The sequence below is a fragment of the Pseudomonas sp. NPDC087690 genome, from assembly GCF_044743175.1.
Taxonomy (GTDB): domain Bacteria; phylum Pseudomonadota; class Gammaproteobacteria; order Pseudomonadales; family Pseudomonadaceae; genus Aquipseudomonas.
The window spans coordinates 1-20,540 of sequence record NZ_JBIUVX010000042.1 but is presented as its reverse complement, the minus strand read 5'-3'; the positions used below and the strand labels follow the sequence as shown (position 1 = coordinate 20,540).

20 protein-coding genes and 1 pseudogene are annotated in these 20,540 nt (G+C 60.6%); all 21 read right to left on the bottom strand.

Features of this window, described 5'->3' with window-relative positions; translation table 11 throughout:
* Window positions 1-19 precede the first annotated feature (19 nt).
* Window positions 20-1,021 carry a serine/threonine-protein kinase gene (locus ACIPIZ_RS25330; RefSeq protein WP_401168076.1) on the bottom strand — a complete coding sequence of 334 codons (1,002 nt, stop codon included), beginning with the start codon at window positions 1,019-1,021 and terminating at the stop codon, window positions 20-22.
* Entirely contained in the window at window positions 1,018-1,746 is a 729-nt protein-coding gene (locus ACIPIZ_RS25325; RefSeq protein WP_064389582.1) for a PP2C family serine/threonine-protein phosphatase, read from the bottom strand. The genes ACIPIZ_RS25330 and ACIPIZ_RS25325 overlap by 4 nt, the downstream gene beginning before the upstream one ends.
* The gene (gene tssM / locus ACIPIZ_RS25320) at window positions 1,746-5,285 is read right to left on the bottom strand and encodes a type VI secretion system membrane subunit TssM (RefSeq protein WP_122660253.1); all 3,540 of its coding nucleotides are present in this window, start codon (window positions 5,283-5,285) and stop codon (window positions 1,746-1,748) included. The genes ACIPIZ_RS25325 and tssM overlap by 1 nt, the downstream gene beginning before the upstream one ends.
* 13 nt (window positions 5,286-5,298) lie before the next feature.
* Window positions 5,299-6,174 carry a type IVB secretion system protein IcmH/DotU gene (icmH, locus tag ACIPIZ_RS25315; RefSeq protein ID WP_064389584.1) on the bottom strand — a complete coding sequence of 292 codons (876 nt, stop codon included), beginning with the start codon at window positions 6,172-6,174 and terminating at the stop codon, window positions 5,299-5,301.
* A gap of 5 nt (window positions 6,175-6,179) precedes the next feature.
* Window positions 6,180-7,511: a type VI secretion system baseplate subunit TssK gene (gene tssK / locus ACIPIZ_RS25310; RefSeq protein ID WP_064389585.1), complete on the bottom strand. Its 1,332-nt coding sequence runs from the start codon at window positions 7,509-7,511 to the stop codon at window positions 6,180-6,182.
* Between the two features lie 2 nt (window positions 7,512-7,513).
* Complete coding sequence (gene tssJ / locus ACIPIZ_RS25305) at window positions 7,514-8,014, bottom strand: type VI secretion system lipoprotein TssJ (RefSeq protein ID WP_105704682.1); 501 nt, start codon at window positions 8,012-8,014, stop codon at window positions 7,514-7,516.
* A gap of 5 nt (window positions 8,015-8,019) precedes the next feature.
* Window positions 8,020-9,216: a type VI secretion system-associated FHA domain protein TagH gene (gene tagH, locus ACIPIZ_RS25300; RefSeq protein ID WP_064389587.1), complete on the bottom strand. Its 1,197-nt coding sequence runs from the start codon at window positions 9,214-9,216 to the stop codon at window positions 8,020-8,022.
* A gap of 18 nt (window positions 9,217-9,234) precedes the next feature.
* Window positions 9,235-9,375, bottom strand: coding sequence for a hypothetical protein (locus ACIPIZ_RS25295; protein WP_003229566.1), 141 nt, complete (start codon window positions 9,373-9,375; stop codon window positions 9,235-9,237).
* A gap of 93 nt (window positions 9,376-9,468) precedes the next feature.
* Window positions 9,469-10,989 carry a sigma-54 interaction domain-containing protein gene (locus tag ACIPIZ_RS25290; protein ID WP_401168071.1) on the bottom strand — a complete coding sequence of 507 codons (1,521 nt, stop codon included), beginning with the start codon at window positions 10,987-10,989 and terminating at the stop codon, window positions 9,469-9,471.
* A 10-nt stretch (window positions 10,990-10,999) separates the two neighbouring features.
* Window positions 11,000-13,657: a type VI secretion system ATPase TssH gene (tssH, locus tag ACIPIZ_RS25285; RefSeq protein WP_401168068.1), complete on the bottom strand. Its 2,658-nt coding sequence runs from the start codon at window positions 13,655-13,657 to the stop codon at window positions 11,000-11,002.
* An 11-nt stretch (window positions 13,658-13,668) separates the two neighbouring features.
* Window positions 13,669-14,676: a type VI secretion system baseplate subunit TssG gene (tssG, locus tag ACIPIZ_RS25280; RefSeq protein WP_064389590.1), complete on the bottom strand. Its 1,008-nt coding sequence runs from the start codon at window positions 14,674-14,676 to the stop codon at window positions 13,669-13,671.
* Entirely contained in the window at window positions 14,640-16,427 is a 1,788-nt protein-coding gene (gene tssF, locus ACIPIZ_RS25275) for a type VI secretion system baseplate subunit TssF (RefSeq protein WP_064389591.1), read from the bottom strand. The genes tssG and tssF overlap by 37 nt, the downstream gene beginning before the upstream one ends.
* Before the next feature lie 27 nt (window positions 16,428-16,454).
* Window positions 16,455-16,880, bottom strand: coding sequence for a hypothetical protein (locus tag ACIPIZ_RS25270; RefSeq protein ID WP_122660255.1), 426 nt, complete (start codon window positions 16,878-16,880; stop codon window positions 16,455-16,457).
* Entirely contained in the window at window positions 16,873-17,289 is a 417-nt protein-coding gene (locus ACIPIZ_RS25265; protein ID WP_150647521.1) for a hypothetical protein, read from the bottom strand. Before ACIPIZ_RS25265 ends, ACIPIZ_RS25270 begins: the two co-directional genes overlap by 8 nt.
* On the bottom strand, window positions 17,286-17,663 hold the full coding sequence (locus tag ACIPIZ_RS25260) for a hypothetical protein (RefSeq protein ID WP_122660257.1): 378 nt from the start codon (window positions 17,661-17,663) through the stop codon (window positions 17,286-17,288). The genes ACIPIZ_RS25265 and ACIPIZ_RS25260 overlap by 4 nt, the downstream gene beginning before the upstream one ends.
* A 23-nt stretch (window positions 17,664-17,686) precedes the next feature.
* On the bottom strand, window positions 17,687-18,094 hold the full coding sequence (locus tag ACIPIZ_RS25255) for a hypothetical protein (protein WP_401168064.1): 408 nt from the start codon (window positions 18,092-18,094) through the stop codon (window positions 17,687-17,689).
* A gap of 22 nt (window positions 18,095-18,116) precedes the next feature.
* Window positions 18,117-18,461, bottom strand: coding sequence for a hypothetical protein (locus ACIPIZ_RS25250; protein WP_110718146.1), 345 nt, complete (start codon window positions 18,459-18,461; stop codon window positions 18,117-18,119).
* Window positions 18,451-19,275: a hypothetical protein gene (locus ACIPIZ_RS25245; RefSeq protein WP_095119780.1), complete on the bottom strand. Its 825-nt coding sequence runs from the start codon at window positions 19,273-19,275 to the stop codon at window positions 18,451-18,453. Before ACIPIZ_RS25245 ends, ACIPIZ_RS25250 begins: the two co-directional genes overlap by 11 nt.
* Before the next feature lie 14 nt (window positions 19,276-19,289).
* Window positions 19,290-19,790, bottom strand: coding sequence for a PAAR domain-containing protein (locus tag ACIPIZ_RS25240; RefSeq protein WP_122660259.1), 501 nt, complete (start codon window positions 19,788-19,790; stop codon window positions 19,290-19,292).
* An 11-nt stretch (window positions 19,791-19,801) separates the two neighbouring features.
* Window positions 19,802-20,209, bottom strand: a complete 408-nt coding sequence (tssE, locus tag ACIPIZ_RS25235) for a type VI secretion system baseplate subunit TssE (RefSeq protein WP_064389595.1) — start codon at window positions 20,207-20,209, stop codon at window positions 19,802-19,804.
* Window positions 20,210-20,218: 9 nt separating this feature from the next.
* Window positions 20,219-20,540, bottom strand: a pseudogene (locus ACIPIZ_RS25230) (type VI secretion system contractile sheath large subunit); the annotation flags it as partial.

Below are 20,540 nucleotides of genomic sequence, written 5' to 3'. Positions count from 1 at the left end.
CCTGTTCGAATGTCATCCATTACGCCCGAAGTCGCAGACGTTGCAGCCAGGACGAAGTGGCGCCCAAGGCGTCACGCAATTGTTGGGCAGTGATGGTGCGTGCTGCCGGGTCGAAGCTCAGCGCGGTTTGCAGCGCTGGCCAACAGTGTTTCGGTAAGTTCGCCGGCGCGTGCAACTCGCGCTCCAGGTGCTCGTCGCGAGCCTGGGTCGAGGGCAAGCGGCGGAACGGGTGTTTGCCGCCAGCCAGTTCGTAGATCACGCAGGCCACGCCGTACACGTCCGCGCTGGCCGACAACGGTCGGCCCTCAAGCAGTTCGGGGGCGGCGTAGCCCGGGGTCCAGGCGTTGAAACGTTCGCGGCTCAGGTGCGGCAGGCCGGGCATCACGCCCTCCTCTGCCTGGCCCAAACCGAAGTCGAACAAGCGCAAGCCTTCTTCGCTGAGCATGACGTTGCTCGGTTTCATGTCACCGTGCAGCACGCCGCGACCGTGGGCGTAGGCCAGCGTGTCGAGAAGCGGCAGGACGATGTCGCGCAGTTCTTGCCACGGCAGGCCGAGGGGCCGCTCGCAGAGCAATTTGTCCAGGGTCAGGCCACGCATGTATTCCATGGTGATGAAGGCCCGCTGGCAATCGGTGTCGACTTCAAAGGTGTGCGCACGCACGACATTGTCGTGGCGCAGGCGTCGGGTCAGGGCGAACTCGCTGTAGAGCAAGGCACTGGCGTCCGGCGATTCGGCAAATTCTTCGCTGAGGATTTTCAGCGCTATGTAAGGGTCGGGATCGCCGAACTGTTCGTGCAGCAGATCCCGCGCCCGGTAAACGGCGCCCATGCCACCGGCCCCGAGCAGACGCTCGAGGTGGTAGCGACCGGCGAGTACATCCGGCAGAACACCGATGCTGGCCTTGGTCGGCGCCAGCAAAGGCTCTGCTTTGTTTTCCTTGGCGAAGGCGAAGTAGGTCAGGTTGTTGGCCTGCTCTTCGCTCATCAACAAGTCATCGATGGGTGATTCGATCTTGGTCATTGGCGGATCACCACGGCTGTCAGGTTGTCGCGCGCGGCGCCACGCAGGGCGCCGTCGAACAAACGTTCCAGCGCCACGTGCGGCGCGCTGAGGCTGAGGGCGGTGCCGAGGGCATCGCTGCTCAGGCCCTGATACAAACCATCGCTGCAGAGCAAAAAAGCATCGCCCGGATACACCTCAAGTTCGAGGACATCCAGGGTCAGTTGCTCAGCGGCGCCGACGGCTCGGGTCAACGCCTGAGCCGCCGGGTGTGCCGCCGCTTGTTCGACGCTCATCTGTTGCTCGTCGATCAGTTGCTGTTGCAGCGAATGGTCCTTGGACAGCTGATACAAACGCTGCCCGCGCCACATATAACAGCGGCTGTCGCCGGCCCAGATGCAGGCCGCGCGATTGCCTTCCACCAGCAGCGCCACGACGGTGCTGCCCATGATGCTGTCGTGACGCCCGGCGGTGACCGTCAACTCCTGCCCCAAACGCCGGTTCAGCCAGTGCAGGCACTGGCGGATGGCTTTGAGGCGTTCGTCGAAGTCCTCGTGTTGCGGCAGCTCAGCCAGGCTGGCGACGATCAACTGGCTGGCGATGTCGCCACCCTGATGACCGCCCATGCCGTCCGCGACCACCCACAGCCCCTGCTGTGGCGAGTCGAGGAAGGCATCTTCGTTGCGCGCCCGCACCTTGCCCGGGTCGGTACGCGCCGCGCTGCGCCAGGCACTGGCCACCAGCATCAGAGCTGCACCGGCATACGGAAGGTGCGCAGCACGCCCATGTCGAACGGGTTCGGCGTGCGCTGGCTGCTCAGCAGGTAGTTGGCGCGCAGGCCACCCACGTCCGCTTTCAGCACCAGCACGTCGCGACCGGTCAGGTACTCGGTCTGCATCAGATCGAACAGACGGAACAGCGACCATGGGCCAGAGTTCTTCTCGATACCGATCGGCCGCCCGGCCATCTTGTCCATGACCAGACTGGTGCGACCGTCTTCAGCATCGGTCGGCCATTTGAAGGTCATTGGCAGGATCGGGCCGTGGCGGTATTCCATGGTCTTGTCGCCGAACTTGAACTCGGAACGGCTGACCGCCGGATCGAGGGTGTACGGCTCCAGTTTGAACTGCACGGTCGGCTCGGCCGGGTTGATCGAGAAGAAGCTCTGACGAATCGTCAGCGCTGCCGCCATCTGATCGAGGTAGACCTTGGACACCGGCAGGCTGTGACCGTCGACGCTGCGCATGCGGTAGTTGCCCGGATCGCCGCTGACGAACGGACGCATGTAGCTGTCGAAGAAGCGGTCGACGATGCCTTGAGCCTTGAAGAACTCGCGGAAGTCGCTGATCGCCACGTCGCTGGTGCTGCTGGCGCTGAACGGATAACGCTTGCTGATGGTTTTGCCATACACGCTGTACAGCTCGTTCTGATAACGACCGTTCAGGTATTGGTAGGCATCGTTGAGCACCAGGCGCCACGAGTCTTCGGCCAGCACGTTGAACCACACGCTCAGTGGACGCGGCAGGCGACCGGAAGCGGCGCGCAGGTTGGTCAGCGCATCACGCTGGCCGCTCATGCGGGTTTTCGCCAGTTCGAACGCGGCTTGTTCCGGCGTGCTGGAACGGGCCAGGCCGGACAGTTGCAGTTGCAGGTCGTTGAGCGCGTTGAACGCTGGCGTCAGGTCAGCGCCCGGGCCGTTGTTGTCATCAAGCAGGCGATGCAGCGGTTCGAAGCGACGTTGTAGCGACTTCTTCGCGGTGTCCGGCAGGCTCTTCGCAACGCTCAGGGCCGAAGCCTTGTCCGCCACGGCTGACGCCAGTTTGCCGACTTTACCCAGTTTGCCTTTCTGCCCTGCCAACGCATCAGCGGCATCACCGGCTTCATCAACAGGGTCAGCGGCTGCCTCGAAGCGGGTGTTCTCGCGTACTTCGGTCAACAGCGCCAGCACCGGCGAGTTGGCCGAGGTCAGGCCCGCCAGTTGCTCGGCGCCTTCACCGGCATCGCTGATCGGCGGCAGTGCAACCTGGCCAACGGCTTCGCTCCAGTAGTTGGCGTAGTCGCGGAAGTACAGTTGCTCCAGCTCGACCATCAGGCGACGCAAGTCCATGTCGCTGATGCCCGCACCTTCGCCCAGCACCCAGTTGTCGCGCAGGATGTCGGTGACCAGCGTTGCGCCCTGAACCGAGAAATACTGCTGATAACCGGACTGGGTGTAGAAACCCGGGATCACGTATTCGGTGCCGATAAACAGCGAACCTTGCGGGCCGAGGTGTTGGCTGAAGCGGTATTCCGGCAGGTTGCGCGCCTGCTCGCGGAGCATGCGATAAACCACGGTGGCCAGCGATTCGCTGCGCAATACCTGACGCGCCTGAGTGACCAGTTGATCGTTCAGCGGGTAGATAAATGGCTGCTTCAGCAAACGCTCCAGATGCGCGTTCAGACCGTTCTGCACCGCGGTGTTGCCGTTGTAGCGCTGCGACCAGTCAGTGGCGACCCAGTCCTTGAGCCAGACGGCATCGCGACGGTCTTTCATGTTCAACATCAGGTACGCGCGCAGGCTGTTGAGCAGCTTTTCGCGGTCCTTCATGTTGGCGCGGATCTGCCCTTCGAGCATGGTCGCTACCCGTGGCAACAGTTGCTTTTCAAGCTCGCGCTCGTAAGCCTCTTTGACCACTGGATTGACGTCTTCGCCTTGATACAGACCACCACGTTCGTGATAGGAAACGTCGCCCTTCTTCGGGAACGCCTGCGTTGCGGCGTAGCTGGTGTCGAGGGTTTTCAGCACGCCCATGGCGTCATCACGCGGCGTCAGGGCGCTGCGCTGCTGTGTCCAGTTCTGTGCCAGATTGCGCAGGTTTTCCAGACGCTCGTAGTTGGCCGAGAAACCGCCCGCCCAGAGCATGCCGAACAGCGCCAATGCCGCCAGTGCGCCGACGTACAGCGCCCGCTGGCCCCAATGAATGCGGCTGCGTTCGCGCTTGTCCAGACCGGCCAGATCGGCCTCGGGGAAAATCACCCGGCTGAGCAAGTGATGGATGAAACGCGAACGACCGCTGCGCAGGGTCGGCAGCACACCGGCGTTCATGCCGAGGCTGGCGCCGATGCCGGCGGTGGTCGAGTCCATTTCCTGGGTCAGGTGCGGCGCGCTGGTCAGGTAGAACCCACGCAGTTGCGTGGCACGCTGATAGCGGTTGCCGGTGAACGCCATGTCGACGAACAGGCACAGGCGCTCGCCGATCAGTCCCAGTTGATGCGGGAAGTCGAGGATGCGGCCACGGCGCTGCGTGTCGCGCTCGGAGTGCATGCGCATGATCACTTGGCTGTTGAGGCGACGCAGCAGTTCTTCGAACTCGTTGCGCAGCACAGCCACGTCGGTGCCGACCTGATCCTTGCGGAAACTGGTTCCGAGCACCTGATCGCTTTCTTCGCGGGTCAGTTGATCGAAGAACTCGTCGAAGCCGAGCAGCTTGTCAGCCTTGCTCAGGACCAGATACACCGGCACATCGACGTGCAATTTCTGATGCACATCCTGCAGACGACCACGCACTTGGCGTGCCAGGGTATCGATGTCCTGCTCACTGCCGCCGAGCAGGGTTTCCACCGGAATGGTCACCAGCACGCCGTTCAGCGGACGGCCGCGACGACGTTTGCGCAGCAGCTCCAGCAAGGTCGTCCAGGCACTGCCGTCGACTTCCACATCCGGTTGCGTGGTGTAACGCCCGGCGGTGTCGATCAGCACACCGTGGTCGGCGAAGTACCAGTCGCAATGACGGGTGCCGAGGGTGTCGCGGGTCAGCTTGCGGTCGATCTTGTTGATCGGGAATTCCAGACCGGAAAAGTCCAGCAGGCTGGTCTTGCCCGAGGCTTGCGGACCGATCAGCAGATACCACGGCAAGTCGCTGCGCCAGCGTTCGCTGCGGCCGCGATACAGGCTCGAGGTCTTCAGGGTTTTCAGCGCGTCTTTGAAGCGCGCCTTCAACTCTTTCTGCTCGTCGTCGATCAGCTCTTCGCGGCGGATGCGATCCTGGCCGTCTTCGCTTTCTTCGTCGGCTTTCTTGCGGATACCCGCGCGCCAGCTGACGAAGACCATGGTCAGGCCCCAGATCAGGAACAGCACGGCAATGGTCAGCAAGCGGGCGGTCGAACCTTCCCAGAACTTGTAATCATCGACCGCCAACAACGGGCCGACGAACCACACCAGCAGCGCCACGAACAGCACCAGCAGCAGGGTCCAGACCCAGGTCTGGCGCAGGAAGGCGCCGACTTTCTTGAAAAACTTTTTCATCACACGTCCCTGTTTACGGCTGCGACTGCGGTTGGACCGCGGCTGGATCAAGCGGCTGATAAGGTTGCAGAACGGTGTCGCGCTGCTCGCCCAAGACCCAGGCGAAACCCGAATACATCACCACCAGGCAGACGACAGTGAACAACACCACCATCCAGGCCGGCACGATGCGCACCAGGTTGCGGCGCTGATCGTCGAGGCCTTCCCAGTGCGGCGACAACTCACGCGGCACGTCGCCACGCAACTGACGGATTTGCCGGTACAGAGCGTCGCGGATGCCTTCGAGTTCGAGCATGCCGCGTGCCTGCACGCGGTACTTGCCTTCGAAACCGAGGGACAGGCACAAATACATCAATTCGAGCATCGGCAGGTGCTTGACCGGGTTCTTCGACAGTCGATCGAGCAACTGGAAGAACTTCTCGCCACCGAAGGTTTCGTTGTGGAAGCTGCTCAGCAGGCTCATCTGCGACCACTCGCTTTCGTTGCCCCACGGTGTGGTCACGACGGCTTCGTCGACCACGGTGCAGAGCACGTAACGCGCGGCCATCACCTGGCTGCTTTCGGCGCCGTTGTGCAGGGCGCGCACTTCAAACAGCTTGAGCCCGGCGGTCAGGCGCTCGTTGAGCGCGTAGAGATCTTCACGGGTTTCACTGTGCTTGAGGCGCACCACTTCCGAAAGCAACTCGGACGAGGCTGCCACCAGCGAATTGAGGCTGATGTTGAACGCTTCCGCCGGACGCAGGCGCGCGGCGTAGATCATGCGTTCTTCCAGTTGCTCGAAGCGCGGTGGCGCGGCGAAGTCGGTCAGCGGACTCGACGCCGGTCCGTGGCCTTGACGATCGAGCAGGACGGTTTTGTCGTCCTGGTTGTAATCCGTTTCCTTGATCATGTCGGTCAGTTCCTGATGGCCCAGAATTTCAGTTCAAGCTCGGCAAATTCGCCGGACACGTGGAACGCGAAACCGCCGGAGCGCTCGAGTTGTGCCAGGTCTTCGGAACTGAGTTCGAGGATGAAATAGGTTTTGTTCGAATGGAACGCGATCTGCCGTGGGGCCACCGGCAACGGTTTGACCTTGATCCCCGGCAAGTGCAGGTTGACCAGTTGGCGGATACGCTCCACCGGGCCGACCTTGAGGTGCGCCGGCAAGCGATGGCGCAGTTCTTCGGAGTCGCAGTTGGCACTCGCTGCCAGCACGAACGAGGCCGAGCCGAGCAGTTTGTGGTCGTGCAACGGCGACACGATGATGCCGTACTGACGCGCTTGCAGGATCAGTTCGATGGCGTGCTGTTCGAGCACCATCGACAGTACCTGACGAATCGCTTCCATCAGTTTGCGGAAGCTGCCGCCCTGATCGGCGTGGGAGTAGCGGCTGTCCAGACGCGGACGTTTGCTCTCGCCGGAGAAGGTCGCCAGATCGCCGAGCATGGTCAGCAGCGTGCGGTACAACTCTTCCGGGTGCACCTGCTCCAGCCCGAGGTAGTGGCGCAGCAGCAGTTCGGTGCGGTTGATCAGTTGCAGCATCATGAAGTCGCCGACTTCCGCGCCGCCAACCTTGCCGTTGGAGCGAATCCGTTCGGCAATGGTGTCGCCCCGGTGGCTGAGCATGCTGATCACTTCTTTCAGGCACGACAGCAGATAGCTGGAGGCGTGGGCCTGAATGTAGGTCGGGACGAAATCCGGATCGAGGCTGATCACGCCGTCGGGCGTGGTGTCGAGCACGTCGCAGATCTTCAGCTTTACGTAGGCCTGATCGCTCTGCTGCTCGCCGAGCAACAGTTTGAAGTCCGGACGGCCGCAGCTGACCTGGCTGGCAGAATCGTCGCCGGCGTTGGAGTCGGCCACTTCGGCGTCGTACGCGGTGTAACGCGCGAGCACGTCGGACTGCTCCGGACGGCGCGACTCGATGTGGTTGCCGGTGACCAGCGGCAGCGCCAGATAGATCGGCGTGTTGCCGGTGTTCGGTGGCACGTCCAGCGCCAGCGGCTCGGTGTTGCCACCGAGTTCGAACAGGCTGCCGTCCGGCAGAATCCCCGAGGCTTCACTGATCACCAGTTTGCCCATGTTGAGGAACTGCAAGTCGATCTCCAGATTGAGGAAACCCCAGGTGTAGCCACCGAGCAATTGCGTGCGGGTTTTCATCTGGTGATCGTAGTAGCGATCGTTGTGCTGGAAGTGCTGCGGCCGCAGCAGCATGCCTTCCTGCCAAATGACTTTATGGGTATTCATGGTCAGTCATCCGCCTTGGCGAGCACTTGATTGGTGTTACGGATGCCGGTCTGATCCAGAGTCAGATCGACTTCGGTAACTTCCAACGGAGTGATCTGCACCGTGTGGCGCCATTGGGTTTCCGGCAAGTCGCGGTAAGCGGCAAGAACGCCGACATAAAGGCTGCCCTCTTCCACCTTGAGTTTCAGTTCCACGGTTTCGCCCGGGCGCAGTTCGAGTTCTTCACTGGCCACCAGATCCGGGTTGAGGGATTCCTTGGCGCGCTCGTAGAGGCTGAAGAAGTCAGCGTTCTCGAAGGTCACCGGGTGCTTGAGCTCGAACAGACGCACCACCACCGGCGATGGGCGGCCGTTGAGGTCGAGGTTCAACTGATCGCTGCCGGTCAGTTTCAGGTTGATCTTGGTCACTTTCGAGTACGGCGACAGCGACGAGCAACCGGCGAGCAACACCAGCACGGTGAGCGCAGTCAGCGTCTTGAAAAAAGCGGTCGAGCGGCGAGACATGCGCATCATCCTTGGTGGTCGGTGTGGAGGGTGGAGATCAGGCGGATCTGTTCTTCGTAGGCTTGGGCGAAGTCGCGGGCCAGCAGACGCTCGCTCCAGTCATCGTCCTGACGCAGCGCCTGGTGATAACGGCCGAACGCTCTCCAGCGCCCGCCAGACGTGGCGATCAATGGCTTGCTGTCGCGCTCGAAACGCAGGGTCAGTTGCTCCGGCGAAAAGTGCTCCAGGGTGCCGCGCACGGCGGCGCGGCTGGCGGTCAGCAGTGCAACCTGATGCGCCTGCAGATCGCGGAAGGCACGGGAGATCGCCTGCTCGGCCGGCAGATGTCCGGGCTTGCTTGGCTGCAACAGAATCTGCAGCGCTTCACTCGGATCGACGGCGAATTTCAGCGGATTCTTGTTGGTGCCTTGCACGGTGGTCTGGGCCAGACGCAGTTCGTTTTTCAGCTCCGAACGGGTGCGCAGGCTCTGCTGCAAACCGCCGATGCTTTGGCGCAGCAAGCGTGCAGCATTCAAGGCCAGGGCTTCGCGCTCGTCGTGGCTGAGGCCTTTGACGTCCACACCCAGCGCCGCACCGAAGTGCTCCCAGAAACCTTCGCTTTGACGCTCGACGGCTTTCGGTGCCGGAGCGGGCTCAGGTTCGGCGGGCGCGGCGATCAGCTCCGGCACCATCAGGCTTTCCATGTCGATGCGCGCGTAGTCGGCGCGTTGACGGGAGTCTTCCGGCTTGGTGTTCGGCGCCAGCAGTTCGTCGATTTCCGAGTACACGCGCTCTTGCTGTTCGAGGGCATTGAGCGGGTCGAGATCGAGAAACGCGTCGTCCGGGATGATGCTGCCCGCGGCGCGCGGACGCCCGGCTTCACCGTCGAAAGTCGCCGGGTCGCGTACCAGACGTGCACGTATCTCGAAGTCACCGAGCACGTAGGTGCTGCCGTGCTCGATACGCACCGGTTCGCCTTTGTGCAGGCGTGCGCCGCTGTCACCGTCCTGCACACCGTTGCTGCTGGTGTCGGTCAGAAAGAACGTGCCTTCGCGGTAGCTGACAATCGCGTGGTGATTGGACAGGTGACGCTTGCGGTCAGGGATGATCCAGTCGCAGTCCTCGCCCCGCCCGATCACGCCGCCGGCCTGTTTAAAGGTCTTCTGGCACAACTCGGTGGGCACGAACTGCTTGGTGTTCAGCATTTCGAAAACCAATTCCATGTTTGATGCTCCTTGCGGTCACTTGCCGCGATTGACCGCTTGCGGATCACCCAACGGGCGATAGTCGTTGTCGTTGAATTTGTAATTGCCGCTACAGCCGCCAAGGCCGCATAGAACGACGAGGGTCAGCAGGACAGCGTGCCAGTGACGAACAGACATCAGAGGGTCTCCAGGTGTAGACAAAGCACAAAGCGCCGACCCTCGCGGGCGGCGCTGAAATTGATTTTTGAGGTGAAATCGATGAGCGTTTGCCTAGCCATCGAAATCCCCCAGATTGATGTTCAGACGACCGAGCCGGTACAGCAGCGTGCGCCGGGGCAAGCCCAGTTCGCGGGCCGCGAGGGTCTGGTTGCCGTCGTTTTTGCGCAAGCAATCGAGCAGCAAGGTGCGCTCGACCTGCTCCAGGCGTTCGCGCAGATTCAGGTGGCTGTTGTCTTCCAGCATCGGCTCCAGGCGCAGGGAAAAATGCTCGGCGAGCAGCTCGCCGCCTTCGCACAGCAACACCGCACGTTCGACCAACGCCTTGAGTTCGCGGACGTTGCCGGGGAAGGTGTAACCGCCCAGATGCTCCAGCGCTGCATCCGACCAGCGCACCGGATCACGCTGCAAATACGTGCAGGTCTTGTCGGCGAAATGCTGGGCCAGTTCGAGGATGTCGCCTTCGCGCTGACGCAGCGCCGGCAACTCGATCGGGAATTGCGCGAGGCGGTAGTACAAGTCCTCGCGGAATTTGCCTTCGCTGACCAAAGTCGACAGATCGCGGTGAGTGGCAGCGATGATGCGTACGTCGATCTTGTGCGTGTCGTTGGAACCCAGCGGACGGATCTCGCCTTCCTGCAACACGCGCAAAATCTTCGCTTGCAACGACAGCGGCATGTCGCCGATTTCATCGAGCAACAGCGTGCCACCATTGGCCGCATCAAACAGACCCGCACGGTCGCGGTCGGCGCCGGTGAAGGCACCTTTGCGATAGCCGAACAGCTCGCTTTCCAGCAGGTTTTCCGGGACCGCTGCGCAGTTCTGCACGATGAACGCCTGAGACCGGCGCGGGCCGCAATCGTGAATCGCCCGGGCGACGACTTCCTTGCCAGTGCCGGTTTCACCGCGCAGCAACACGGTGTACGGGCTGTGCAGCACTTTGCTGATCAGCGAATGGGTCTGGCGCATCGCCGCGCTTTTACCGATCAAGCCGTAGCCACTGATGCTAGGTACGCTGCGCGCCACCGTGGCCGTTTCCGCCAGCGGCTGACGCAGGCGTTGCAACAAATGCAATTGGCCAAGCACGAACGAGCCGAGCTGGCCGAGGGAATCGGCAAAGCCTTGCAGGTTGGTGCGACGACGACTGGCACACAGCAGCAGACCTTCGACTGCCTTGTGCTGGTTGACCAGCGGCACGCACAGCAACGACTGCCACGGCGAAGCCGCTGCCGGCAGAAAACTGGTTTCGTGCAAGCTGCCGCTCAAGTCGTCGAGGCACACCACGCGGTTCTGGCACAGGGCGAACTGCAGCAGTTGTTCGCCGTTGTAATCCGCCGGCAGGCTCGCCGCTTCGCGCGGTTGCAGGGCGCCGTCGAGGTATTCGGCGTTCATCCCCAGGCAGGTGTGGGTGGCGTCGAGCAGATACAGCTGCGTCAGTTCGCAACCGCTCAGCTCGGCCAGCCCACGCACGAAGTCACCCAGCAACGCAGCCCCGTCCGCCGCCCGCGACAGACTGGCGAACTGCGCCAGCAACGCTTCGGCATAGACCAGCGGCTGCGGCACCTGAGTGAACATCACACCCACCTCAGGCGAACTCGCACGTCACGCTGGCTTCGCCGTCGAGCGTGGCATGCACACGCTTGAGACTTTCGCCGGTGGCCATGGCGTCGAGCAAACGATCCGCCACCAGCGGCAGCACGTGCTGATCGAGCAGATGGTCGATCAGGCGCGCGCCGCTGTCGCTTTGCGTGCAACGCTCGGACAGGTGATCGACAAGGTTCTGGCACCAGCTGAAATCCAGCTGACGACGGTTGAGGCGCTCGCCAAGACGACCGAGTTTGATCTCGATCAGTTCGCGCAGCACCGGGCCGCCGACCGGGTAGTACGGCACCACTTTCATTCGCGCCAGCAGCGCCGGTTTGAAGTGTTTGCTAAGGACCGGGCGAATGGTTTCTTCGAGGACTTCAGCGGTTGGGCGTGCGCCGTTCTCGCAGAGATCGCTGATCTTGTCGCTACCGAGGTTCGAGGTCATCAGGATCAACGTGTTGCGGAAGTCGATCTCGCGACCTTCACCGTCGTTGGCCACGCCTTTGTCGAAGATCTGGTAGAACAGGTTGAGCACGTCCGGATCAGCCTTTTCGACTTCATCGAGCAACACCACCGAATACGGTTTCTGGCGCACGGCTTCGGTGAGCATGCCGCCCTCGCCATAACCGACGTAGCCCGGTGGCGCGCCGATCAGACGGGAAACGGTGTGCTTCTCCTGGAATTCGGACATGTTGATGGTGGTGATGAAACGATCGCCGCCGTACAGCAAGTCAGCCAGGGCCAGTGCGGTTTCGGTTTTACCCACGCCGCTCGGGCCGACCAGCAGAAACACGCCGACTGGCGCATCAGGTTTGTTCAGGCCGGCAGCGGTGGCGCGCATCGAGCGATCCAGTGCGTGTACGGCTTGTTCCTGACCACGGATGCGCGTGCGCAGGTCGGTGGCGAAGCTGGCGACCTTGGCGTTGTGTTCGCGGGCCAGTTGCGCCAGTGGCACGCCGGTCCAGGCGCTGATCACTTCGGCAACCAGACGCGGGCACACTTCGAAACTGACCAGACGCTCTTTGACCTGAGCGGCAGTCAGGGCGCTGTGGGTTTCGTTGAGCTGGGCTTCCAGCGCTTCGACGCTCTGGCCTTCTTCGACTTCGGCAGCGACGGTTTCGATCACGGTGCCTTCGGCGTCTTCCTCAACGGTGACCACTGGCTCGACGGCAGCAGCTTCGCGGGCCTTGGCCAGTTGCTGACGCAGTTCCAGCAGGCGCTCGGCCAGTTGCTTCTGTTCAGTCCACAGGGTTTCCAGCGCGACCATTTCAGTTTCGGCTTCGTCCAAACGCGCTTCCAGTGCCTCCAGCGCTTCATGGTCGATCAGCAGACCAGCCTCGGCATCGCGACGCAGCGCCTGACGCTGACGGCCACCTTCAGCCAGTTCGCCACGCAGGCGCTCGAGGCTTTCCGGAGCAGCGGCGAGGCTGATGCGTACGCGAGCGCAAGCGGTGTCGAGAACGTCGACAGCTTTGTCCGGCAGTTGCCGGCCAGCCAGATAACGTGCGGACAATTCCGCCGCCGAAACCACCGCATCATCACGCAGGTAGATGCCGTGGCTCTTCTCGTAAACCTGGGCCAGACCACGGAGGATGGTCACCGCTTCGCTGACGGTCGGTTCGTGCAGTTGCACCGGCTGGAAACGACGGGCCAGCGCCGGGTCTTTCTCGAAGTATTTCTTGTACTCAGCCCAGGTGGTCGCGGCGATGGTGCGCAGTTCGCCACGGGCCAGTGCCGGCTTCAACAAGTTGGCCGCATCGGAACCGCCGGCATTGCCGCCCGCGCCGATCAGGGTGTGGGCTTCGTCGATGAACAGAATGATCGGTTTCGGCGAGGCTTTGACTTCGTCGATCACGCCTTTGAGGCGACGTTCGAACTCACCTTTGACGCTGGCGCCGGCCTGCAGCAAGCCCATGTCCAGCGACAGCAGCTCAACGCCTTTGAGCACTTGCGGCACTTCACCGGCGGCGATGCGCGACGCCAGACCTTCGACGATGGCGGTTTTACCCACGCCAGCTTCACCGACCACAATCGGGTTGTTCTTGCGGCGACGGGCGAGGATGTCGACCATCTGCCGGATCGCGCCGTCACGGCACAGCACCGGGTCGAGTTTGCCGTCGCGGGCCTGTTGCGTCAGGTTGTGGGTGAAACGCTGCAGCAGCGATTCGCCCTGTGCGGCCGGTTTGCCATTGGCCGCTGGTTGCTCCTGTTGCGACAGGGCAAATTCCTTCAGGCGATCGATGTTCAACTTAGCGAGCAGCGGCTGATAGCGGCTGCCGGCGTAGCGCATCGGATTGCGCAGCAGCGCAAGGATCAGCGCGGCGTCTTCGACCTGGGTCTGGCCCAGTTCGAGGTTGGCCACCAGCAGCGCGTCTTGCAGCCACTGCACCAGTTCCGGGGCGAACACCGGGTTACGCGAAGCGCTGTGTTCGACGCGCGATTGCAGCGCGGCGCTGAGTTCACCGGCGTCGACGTCTGCATCCTGCAGTGCGCGCGACAACAAGCCATTCGGGCGCTCGAGCAGGCCGAGCATCAAATCTTCGACGAGGATCTTGCTGCCGCCACGGGCCACGCAACGCTCGGCGGAACGTTCCAGATCACGACGGGTTTCGGCGTCCAGCGCCTGGATGAGTTGTTGCAGGTCTACGTTGATCATGGCTCACGTCCTTAATGAATTTTGCTGCCCAGGGTCACCACGCCGTCCGCTTTTTCGCGGCCCAGCCAGCTGGTCCAACCGAGGCGACAGGCGTTCTGCTCACCGATGCGCAGTTCGCGGATTTCTTCCTGGCGCAGAACCAGGCGGATGTCGTAATCGAGCGGGTCACGCAAGGTGAACCGCACCAGCGCGCAGAGCGGCTGGTAACCGAAACCGATCGGCAGGAATTCATGGAATCGCTGCCAGTCGAGTTCGGTGATGTGAATGCGGAATTTGCCGCTGCGGTCGCGCACGTGTTCGCCGAGCACCAGGTCTTCACCGAGCAGGCTGTTGGCACGGCCCAATCGATTGCGCTGCTCTTCGAGAATTTCCACTCGGCGCTCGATGCACTGCTCGATGACCAGGTCTTCGTGCTTGAAGTAGTAACGCAGCACGGCTTCGATCAGCGCCGCCGAGTGCGCCCGCAAGCTGAGCAAGCCGAGGTACGGCAGCAGGCGTTTCCAGTTGAGTTCCTTGGCCTTGCGAATCTCGTCGCCGCCCAGGCCGATCAGCGCAAACAGCTGCGCCGAGAACGGGTCGAGCGCGCCGCTCTGGAAGCTCGCACGATAGCGATACTTGCGCCAGATCGGCAGCATCAGCCGTTGCAGGCGATGGTGGAACAAGTCGAGGAAATTGCGCGTCGGGTTGCCGTCCTCGCTGTCGCCCAGGGCTTGTTCACCGTAGAACGCCGGCAGCGGCGAGCCGGAACCGACCAGGCCGATCAGGTTGAAACGCATGCGCGCGCGCATCTGCCCGTGTTCTTCGAAGAACTCGACGCGATCGACGTCGCTGCGCGGAAAGCCCAGGCTCGGGTTGGCCTGAAACTCGACCTGATCGTACAGATCGTCTTCGCTCAGATGCGGGTGTGCTTCGCGCAGCCGGTCGATCACCAGCAGCACGGCCTGAAACAGCGAGTACTCGCGTATTACCTTGGTCAGCCCGCTTAAAGCAGGGGCTGCAGGCCCATACGTGGTGTCCATTGGTACACCTCTCCCTGTGTGCTTTTTACGCGCAGCTCATGGAATGAATTGAGACTGGCGTAAAGCGCGAAAAACTCGTTAAGAACCGAAGCGAAAACGAACAGGTCGCCTTCGCCGATATACCCTTCCGGGTCGATGGTCAGTTCGGTGCGCAAACCGCGCACCGGTAGCCCACGGTGCAAGCGGTCGACGTGGTGATGCTTGATGTGCTTGAGGCCGCCGAGCAGGCGTTTGCTGACCTTCTCCGCGTGCTGGTCGTAGTAACGCGGCAAGTCGTAGGTTTCGAGAATAACCTTCAACGCATTGACGTCGGCCAGCGACAGATAGTTAAGCGACATGTTGCTGATCAGCTTCCACAGGAAGTCACGGTTCAGCGGTGGCGCGAAGCTCGACGTGGCCGGGGTAATGTTGCGGAAACTCAAGAACTCCGGCGTCTCTTCGCAGGCCATGCAGATGTCGCCGAGCTTGAGCTTGCGCGGCAGGTTCTGGTTGGTGCAGATCAGCTCGATCGACAGGGTTTCGTGGGCTTCGGTGTGACGAATGCCGAAGCTCAGGTATGTGTCGAGGCCGTCGTGCAGCAAGGACGAACGCTGGCGAATGCTGTAGTGCGGACGGCTGTTGGGCACGTCGAAACTCGGGTCGTGCTCGAAGGATTCGAACGGCACGTATTCCTGATAACCGAGGCCGCCGGGCTTCCAGCCAGTCACGGTTTCCACCGAGAACACGCCGCAGTTTTCCAGATCGAATTCCGCCGGCAGCAACAGGTATTCGTCCTGTTTGCCGTCGAGGCGAATCGGCAATGCATCGTGGGCGAACAGGTTGGCAATCGGTGTGCAAAACAGCTTCACGTTATCCAGGGTCGGGCGCATGCGCATGATGCCGCTCTTGCGGATATCGAAGCGCAATTCAAGGCCGCGCATCTGCTTCAGCGTGTCTTCCGGCAGCGCATTGAGGATGTCCAGACCATTGACGTCGACGAACAGGAACTTGTCCTGGAAGGCGAAGTATTCCTGGAGATAGCGATAGCCGCGGAAGGTGTTCAGCGGATACGGGATCAACGCCTCTTCTTCGGCAAAGCCCACCGGTTTGACCCGATCACCGGGAATCTTGAACGCCATCGGCTTGCCGCTGACGCCATCAATCGGTTTGCCGGCACCGTCGAGCGGGATCAGTTCGATGCCTTCGAGGTTGCGCAGCAGGCTCAGGTAGAGCATCTGGCTGATGTAGCGCTCACCGGCAAAGTGCAAACGCAGCTTGCTCAGTTCCAGCTCACCGAGGTGGCCATCGGCACTCATTTCCAGACGCAGGCTGAGCAGCGAGCCGTCGCCCTTCACCGAGTAATTCAGCGCGGCCAGATCCAGTGGCAACACTTCGGTCGGGTAGCAAGTACGGAAGCGGCAGCGCACGTCTTCGATCGGCTTGCTTTCAATCGGCGTATCACGCTCGACGCGCAACGCCGGCCCGGAACGCTTGAGCGGATCGAACTGCAAAATGCTGAACGCCGGCAGCGGGCGCATATAGTTCGGCCACAGCAGTTGCATCAGCGAATGGCTGAGTTCCGGCAGCTCGTCATCGAGCTTCTGGCGCAGACGCCCAGTCAGAAACGCAAAGCCTTCGAGCAACCGCTCCACGTCCGGATCCCGCCCGGCCTGCCCCAGATACGGTGCCAACGCCGGACTACGCTCGGCGAAACGGCGACCGAGTTGGCGCAGTGCGGTGAGTTCGCTTTGGTAGTAGTGGTTAAAGGACACGGGGTACCTGCCTGGTAGTGGAACTCATCAAAAAAATATCCTGTAGAGCGCGACTGTCACGCCGGCACAGACGTAACCGCCAATCAGGAGAAACGGCACAATCGAGATCCAGCCGTACGCCATGTAAGCGTCCCTGGACGGCCCGACGAACAGACTGAACAAGCCATACAGCATCCATGGCACGGCGTAGAACGGGATGAACTTCACCGGCGCCCACCAAACCATCCGCAGTGCCTGTTGCTCGTTGCGGCTTTGCGCCGATCGGGACATCCACAGCGAGAAACCCAGAAGCCCGGGAATTCCCCACCACAACAGGTACTGCCAATAAATCCCGGTCGACTCGGATGTTAAATACTCGCCATTCCACAGGTCATAGGAACTGATCGCCAACACCGCCAGCAGTGGCCACCACAAGGCCGCCATGAAGAAGCTCAGTTGCGCACGACTAAGCATGAGCAGGGCTCGCAGGCGACGTCTGCCGCATCAGCGCAAGTCTTTCCCAACGCAGTTCAATCACCTGCGTGAGCAGAATCGCCAACAACGTGACTCCGCCTTGGGCCACGGTGTAGAACAGCGCACGTAGCGGGTTGTTCGGCACCATCATGAACAGAATCCAGGCAACCATCAGTGCGAGCAGACCGAGCTTGGCCCACAGGTTCGGGATGATCGCGGCCAGCGCGTTTATGCCAAAAAATATGTAGATGAACATGTAGTGGGCGATGCCAATCGCCACGCCACGGGTGGTGAATCCGCCGTTGAAGGCCTTGTAGGCCACCACCACTGCGTTATTCAGAAACACGTAGGCCACGCATCCCGCCGCGTGAATCGCCAGACAGAGTGCAAGACGCGCGTAGATATTCATCGCTGCGCCACTCCCTGTTTTTTCGGCGTGATCGCCATCGCCGAATACACATAGAGTTCAACGCCGTCGTAGCCGCCGATGGCGGCAGCGCTCAACGGATAGCTGTCCCGTGTGCCGTATCGAACCCAACCCTCAGTCCACATTCCGCCACTCTCGTGGCGAATCTCGACGTAGTAGTCCGGCGCCTCGTTCCTGGTAACTTCAACGAATACACCGCCATCCTCGGCGCCCACCCACAACGCGTTGGGATGAGCGAACAGCTTTGGTTTGGTCGAGCTTTCCATTCGCAACAGCAGCGCGAAGCCGACCAGAATCGTCAGCAAACCGACCGAGCAGAGGAAAGCGGCCAGGCATTGCCACGCTCTTGATTTCACTGAGCCGTTCCCGCTAAAAAACTTCATGGGCAGAAAGAACCATCAGTAATGACCCATGAACGAACAGCTTTTTGTTCAGTTCTTTCGGTGCTTGCGACAGCCTTTCGCAACGTCTGCGCGTCGATGGTTTTGGTCGCCGTCGGGCTCTTGATCGACAGGCTGTACTGGTCGCTGATCTGACCGGCTACGTCCTCGCCGAACGATCTGTAGTTGGCGATAGTTCTGCGCTGATTTGGATCCAACACCAAGCGGCGGGCTTTATCGTCATAGTTGGAGTCATGCACCACGGACAATTCCAGAGGCACGCCACAGGTGTTCAGCAGGAAAACATTATTGCTGTAGACCTGCTGAGCGGCGTAGGTAGTCACTGGGATGAAAAACGTGAAAAACACTGCCCACCCCGACATCGAAATCATCCTTGACTGTTTCATGAGCAGATCGATGCCTCGCTGATCATTTCTTCGTACCTTGTTTCGCACTGCACCATGTTTTGAAATTCAGGCGATCAAACCCCTGACAAACATTTGCTTTGGAAATAAAAATGTAAGGCGCAGCCGCGTCATAAGAAAAATAATAATAATTTTCCCCATCCTGACCGTAGATCCAATAGGAAGACGACCCTTGATTTATCTCATAAGGTTCAAAGGCGAGGATTGAGGATTCCGCAGGAATAAAATTAACGCCGTCCATTAACAGCATCAGCGAATTGGAGAAAATATTTGTCCACACGACAACCCCCACAGCCAAAATGCCGGCAGCAAGCGCAAGAGTGGTAGACGTCGAGAGTTTACCTTTCATAAAAATACAACCACGCCGTACCTGCTTTCGCTGCGTCTAACAACGTCATAGCATCGGTTGAATACTTTTCGGCAAGCGGCCCCGAACCGTTGTAGGAAGCAATCACCTTTTTCAGCTGGTCGGCGGTCAGCGCTCCGGAGTGACAGCGAGTCCCGGTAGCCCGGTCAACCAGTTCACGTAGATGGCCGGCGCAATAGTAGAGGTCTGCCTTCCAATCATCGCCCGGGATTCGCGTGTCCTGGTTCCAGCCAAAAATCCGGTACTGAACGTCTTCGGGCAAAGGTTTCTTGCAGTAATAGTTCTCTGTGTATTGAACGGACTTCTGCAATGTTGCCCTACTCATATTGGCAAAGCCGCTGGAGCCACCGGCCAACTTGTCCGGGACGGCATCGAAAGCCAAGTTGTCAACAATTGCCAGCAGAGTAGTCAGCGACCGTTCGCCGAATTGCATGGTTTGAAGAAATTTACTGCCCTTAGGTCCATTCTCCTGCTGCAGAATAACCGCCAGCAAAATATGCGGGACGCCATAATATTCAGCCGCCTGCTTTATCCAGACACGAATTTCTGTATCAGAGAAACTTGCCTTGAGCATTTCTTTGGTTTTTGGCACGTACCACATAATTTGCAACGGAGAAGGCAGCTCGCCGGTATAGCTCGGGATGCTGTCGTAGCCAGCCAGCGTTGTGACTTCTTTTCCGTTACAGCGGCAAACCTGCAACTCTACCGGCGCAACCTCAGAGGTTTTTGTGCTCGCGGCCGCGCCAGCTGGCACATATTCCTGCCCGTCCTTATTGATTTTTTCAGCCTCGGCCATGAATGAGTACTCCCTCAGCTCTCAATGAAAACTTCGATTTTTTCGGAAGCTGTGTGGGCCTTCACGCGATGAGTCAGGCCCAACTCATTGGTGATTCCACTTTCGAGAGAACCATCCGCTCGACGGAGTAGGTATTTCGTATCCGCAAGCGGATTGCCCAGACCGTTTTTCAGCTGGAACTGAGCATCGAAGCCCGGAATGATCAAAGGCACTGGCGGCACAAACGCCACAGGCGAATGCGAATTCCCGATAATCACCGTGCCAGAACCGGCGGTGACCTTGTTCCCATGCGAACCCACCGAACCGACCGTTGCAGCAGGTTTGCCGTTAATCAAAACCGTGGTCGCCAGATCGCCGACCATCGCACCACCACACGCAGAGGCATCACCTTCACGGGCGGCCGCGAGGCCGTCGAAGAACACGTCGCCGGAACCGGCGGCGATCGGGTTGGTACCGTGGCCAGGAAGTGGGCAAGCGGTGGGGTCGGATACGCGTGCTGCAGGTTTGCCAGACATCGGGGATCTCCTTAGGTGACCTTCACTTGTCCGCTGCCATCCAGGCGCGCGGAAAAACTGACCTGACGCTTGAACCCTTCAACTTCCAGCAGGCCTTCGATACTGAAGGCCAGGCGCAGTTGATCGTGGTCACGCGGCAGGGAAATGACACGCACGTTGCTCAGGCGTGGCTCGTAGGCTTCGATGAAGTTTTCGATGGCCAGACGGGCCTGACTCAGGGAGTCGTGCAGGCTCAGGCGCATGTCATTGAGATCGGGCAACCCGTAGTCGGACAGCGTTTGCACGCTGCCGGCCCGGGTGCTGAGCATTTTGGCCAGATGGGCAGCCACAGACGCCATGGCTGAAGCTTCGAGGCTCCTGCCTTTGCGCTGTTCCGCGTCGCCGTTGAGGCGTTCGAAAAGACTGCCGTATCCGTCCATGAGTCGCTCTTACTCTTTGTCCAGCTTGCCAACCAGCGACAGGGTGAAATCGGCACCCATGTACTTGAAGTGCGGACGCACGTTCAAGCTCACGCGGTACCAGCCCGGCTCGCCTTCAACGTCGCTGACGATCACTTGCGCAGCACGCAGCGGACGACGGCCACGGACTTCGGCGCTCGGGTTTTCCTGGTCGGCAACGTACTGACGGATCCACTTGTTCAGTTCCAGCTCGAGGTCGGTACGTTCTTTCCACGAACCGAGATGCTCGCGCTGCAGCACTTTCAAGTAGTGAGCCAGGCGGTTGAAGATCATCAAGTACGGCAGAAGGGTG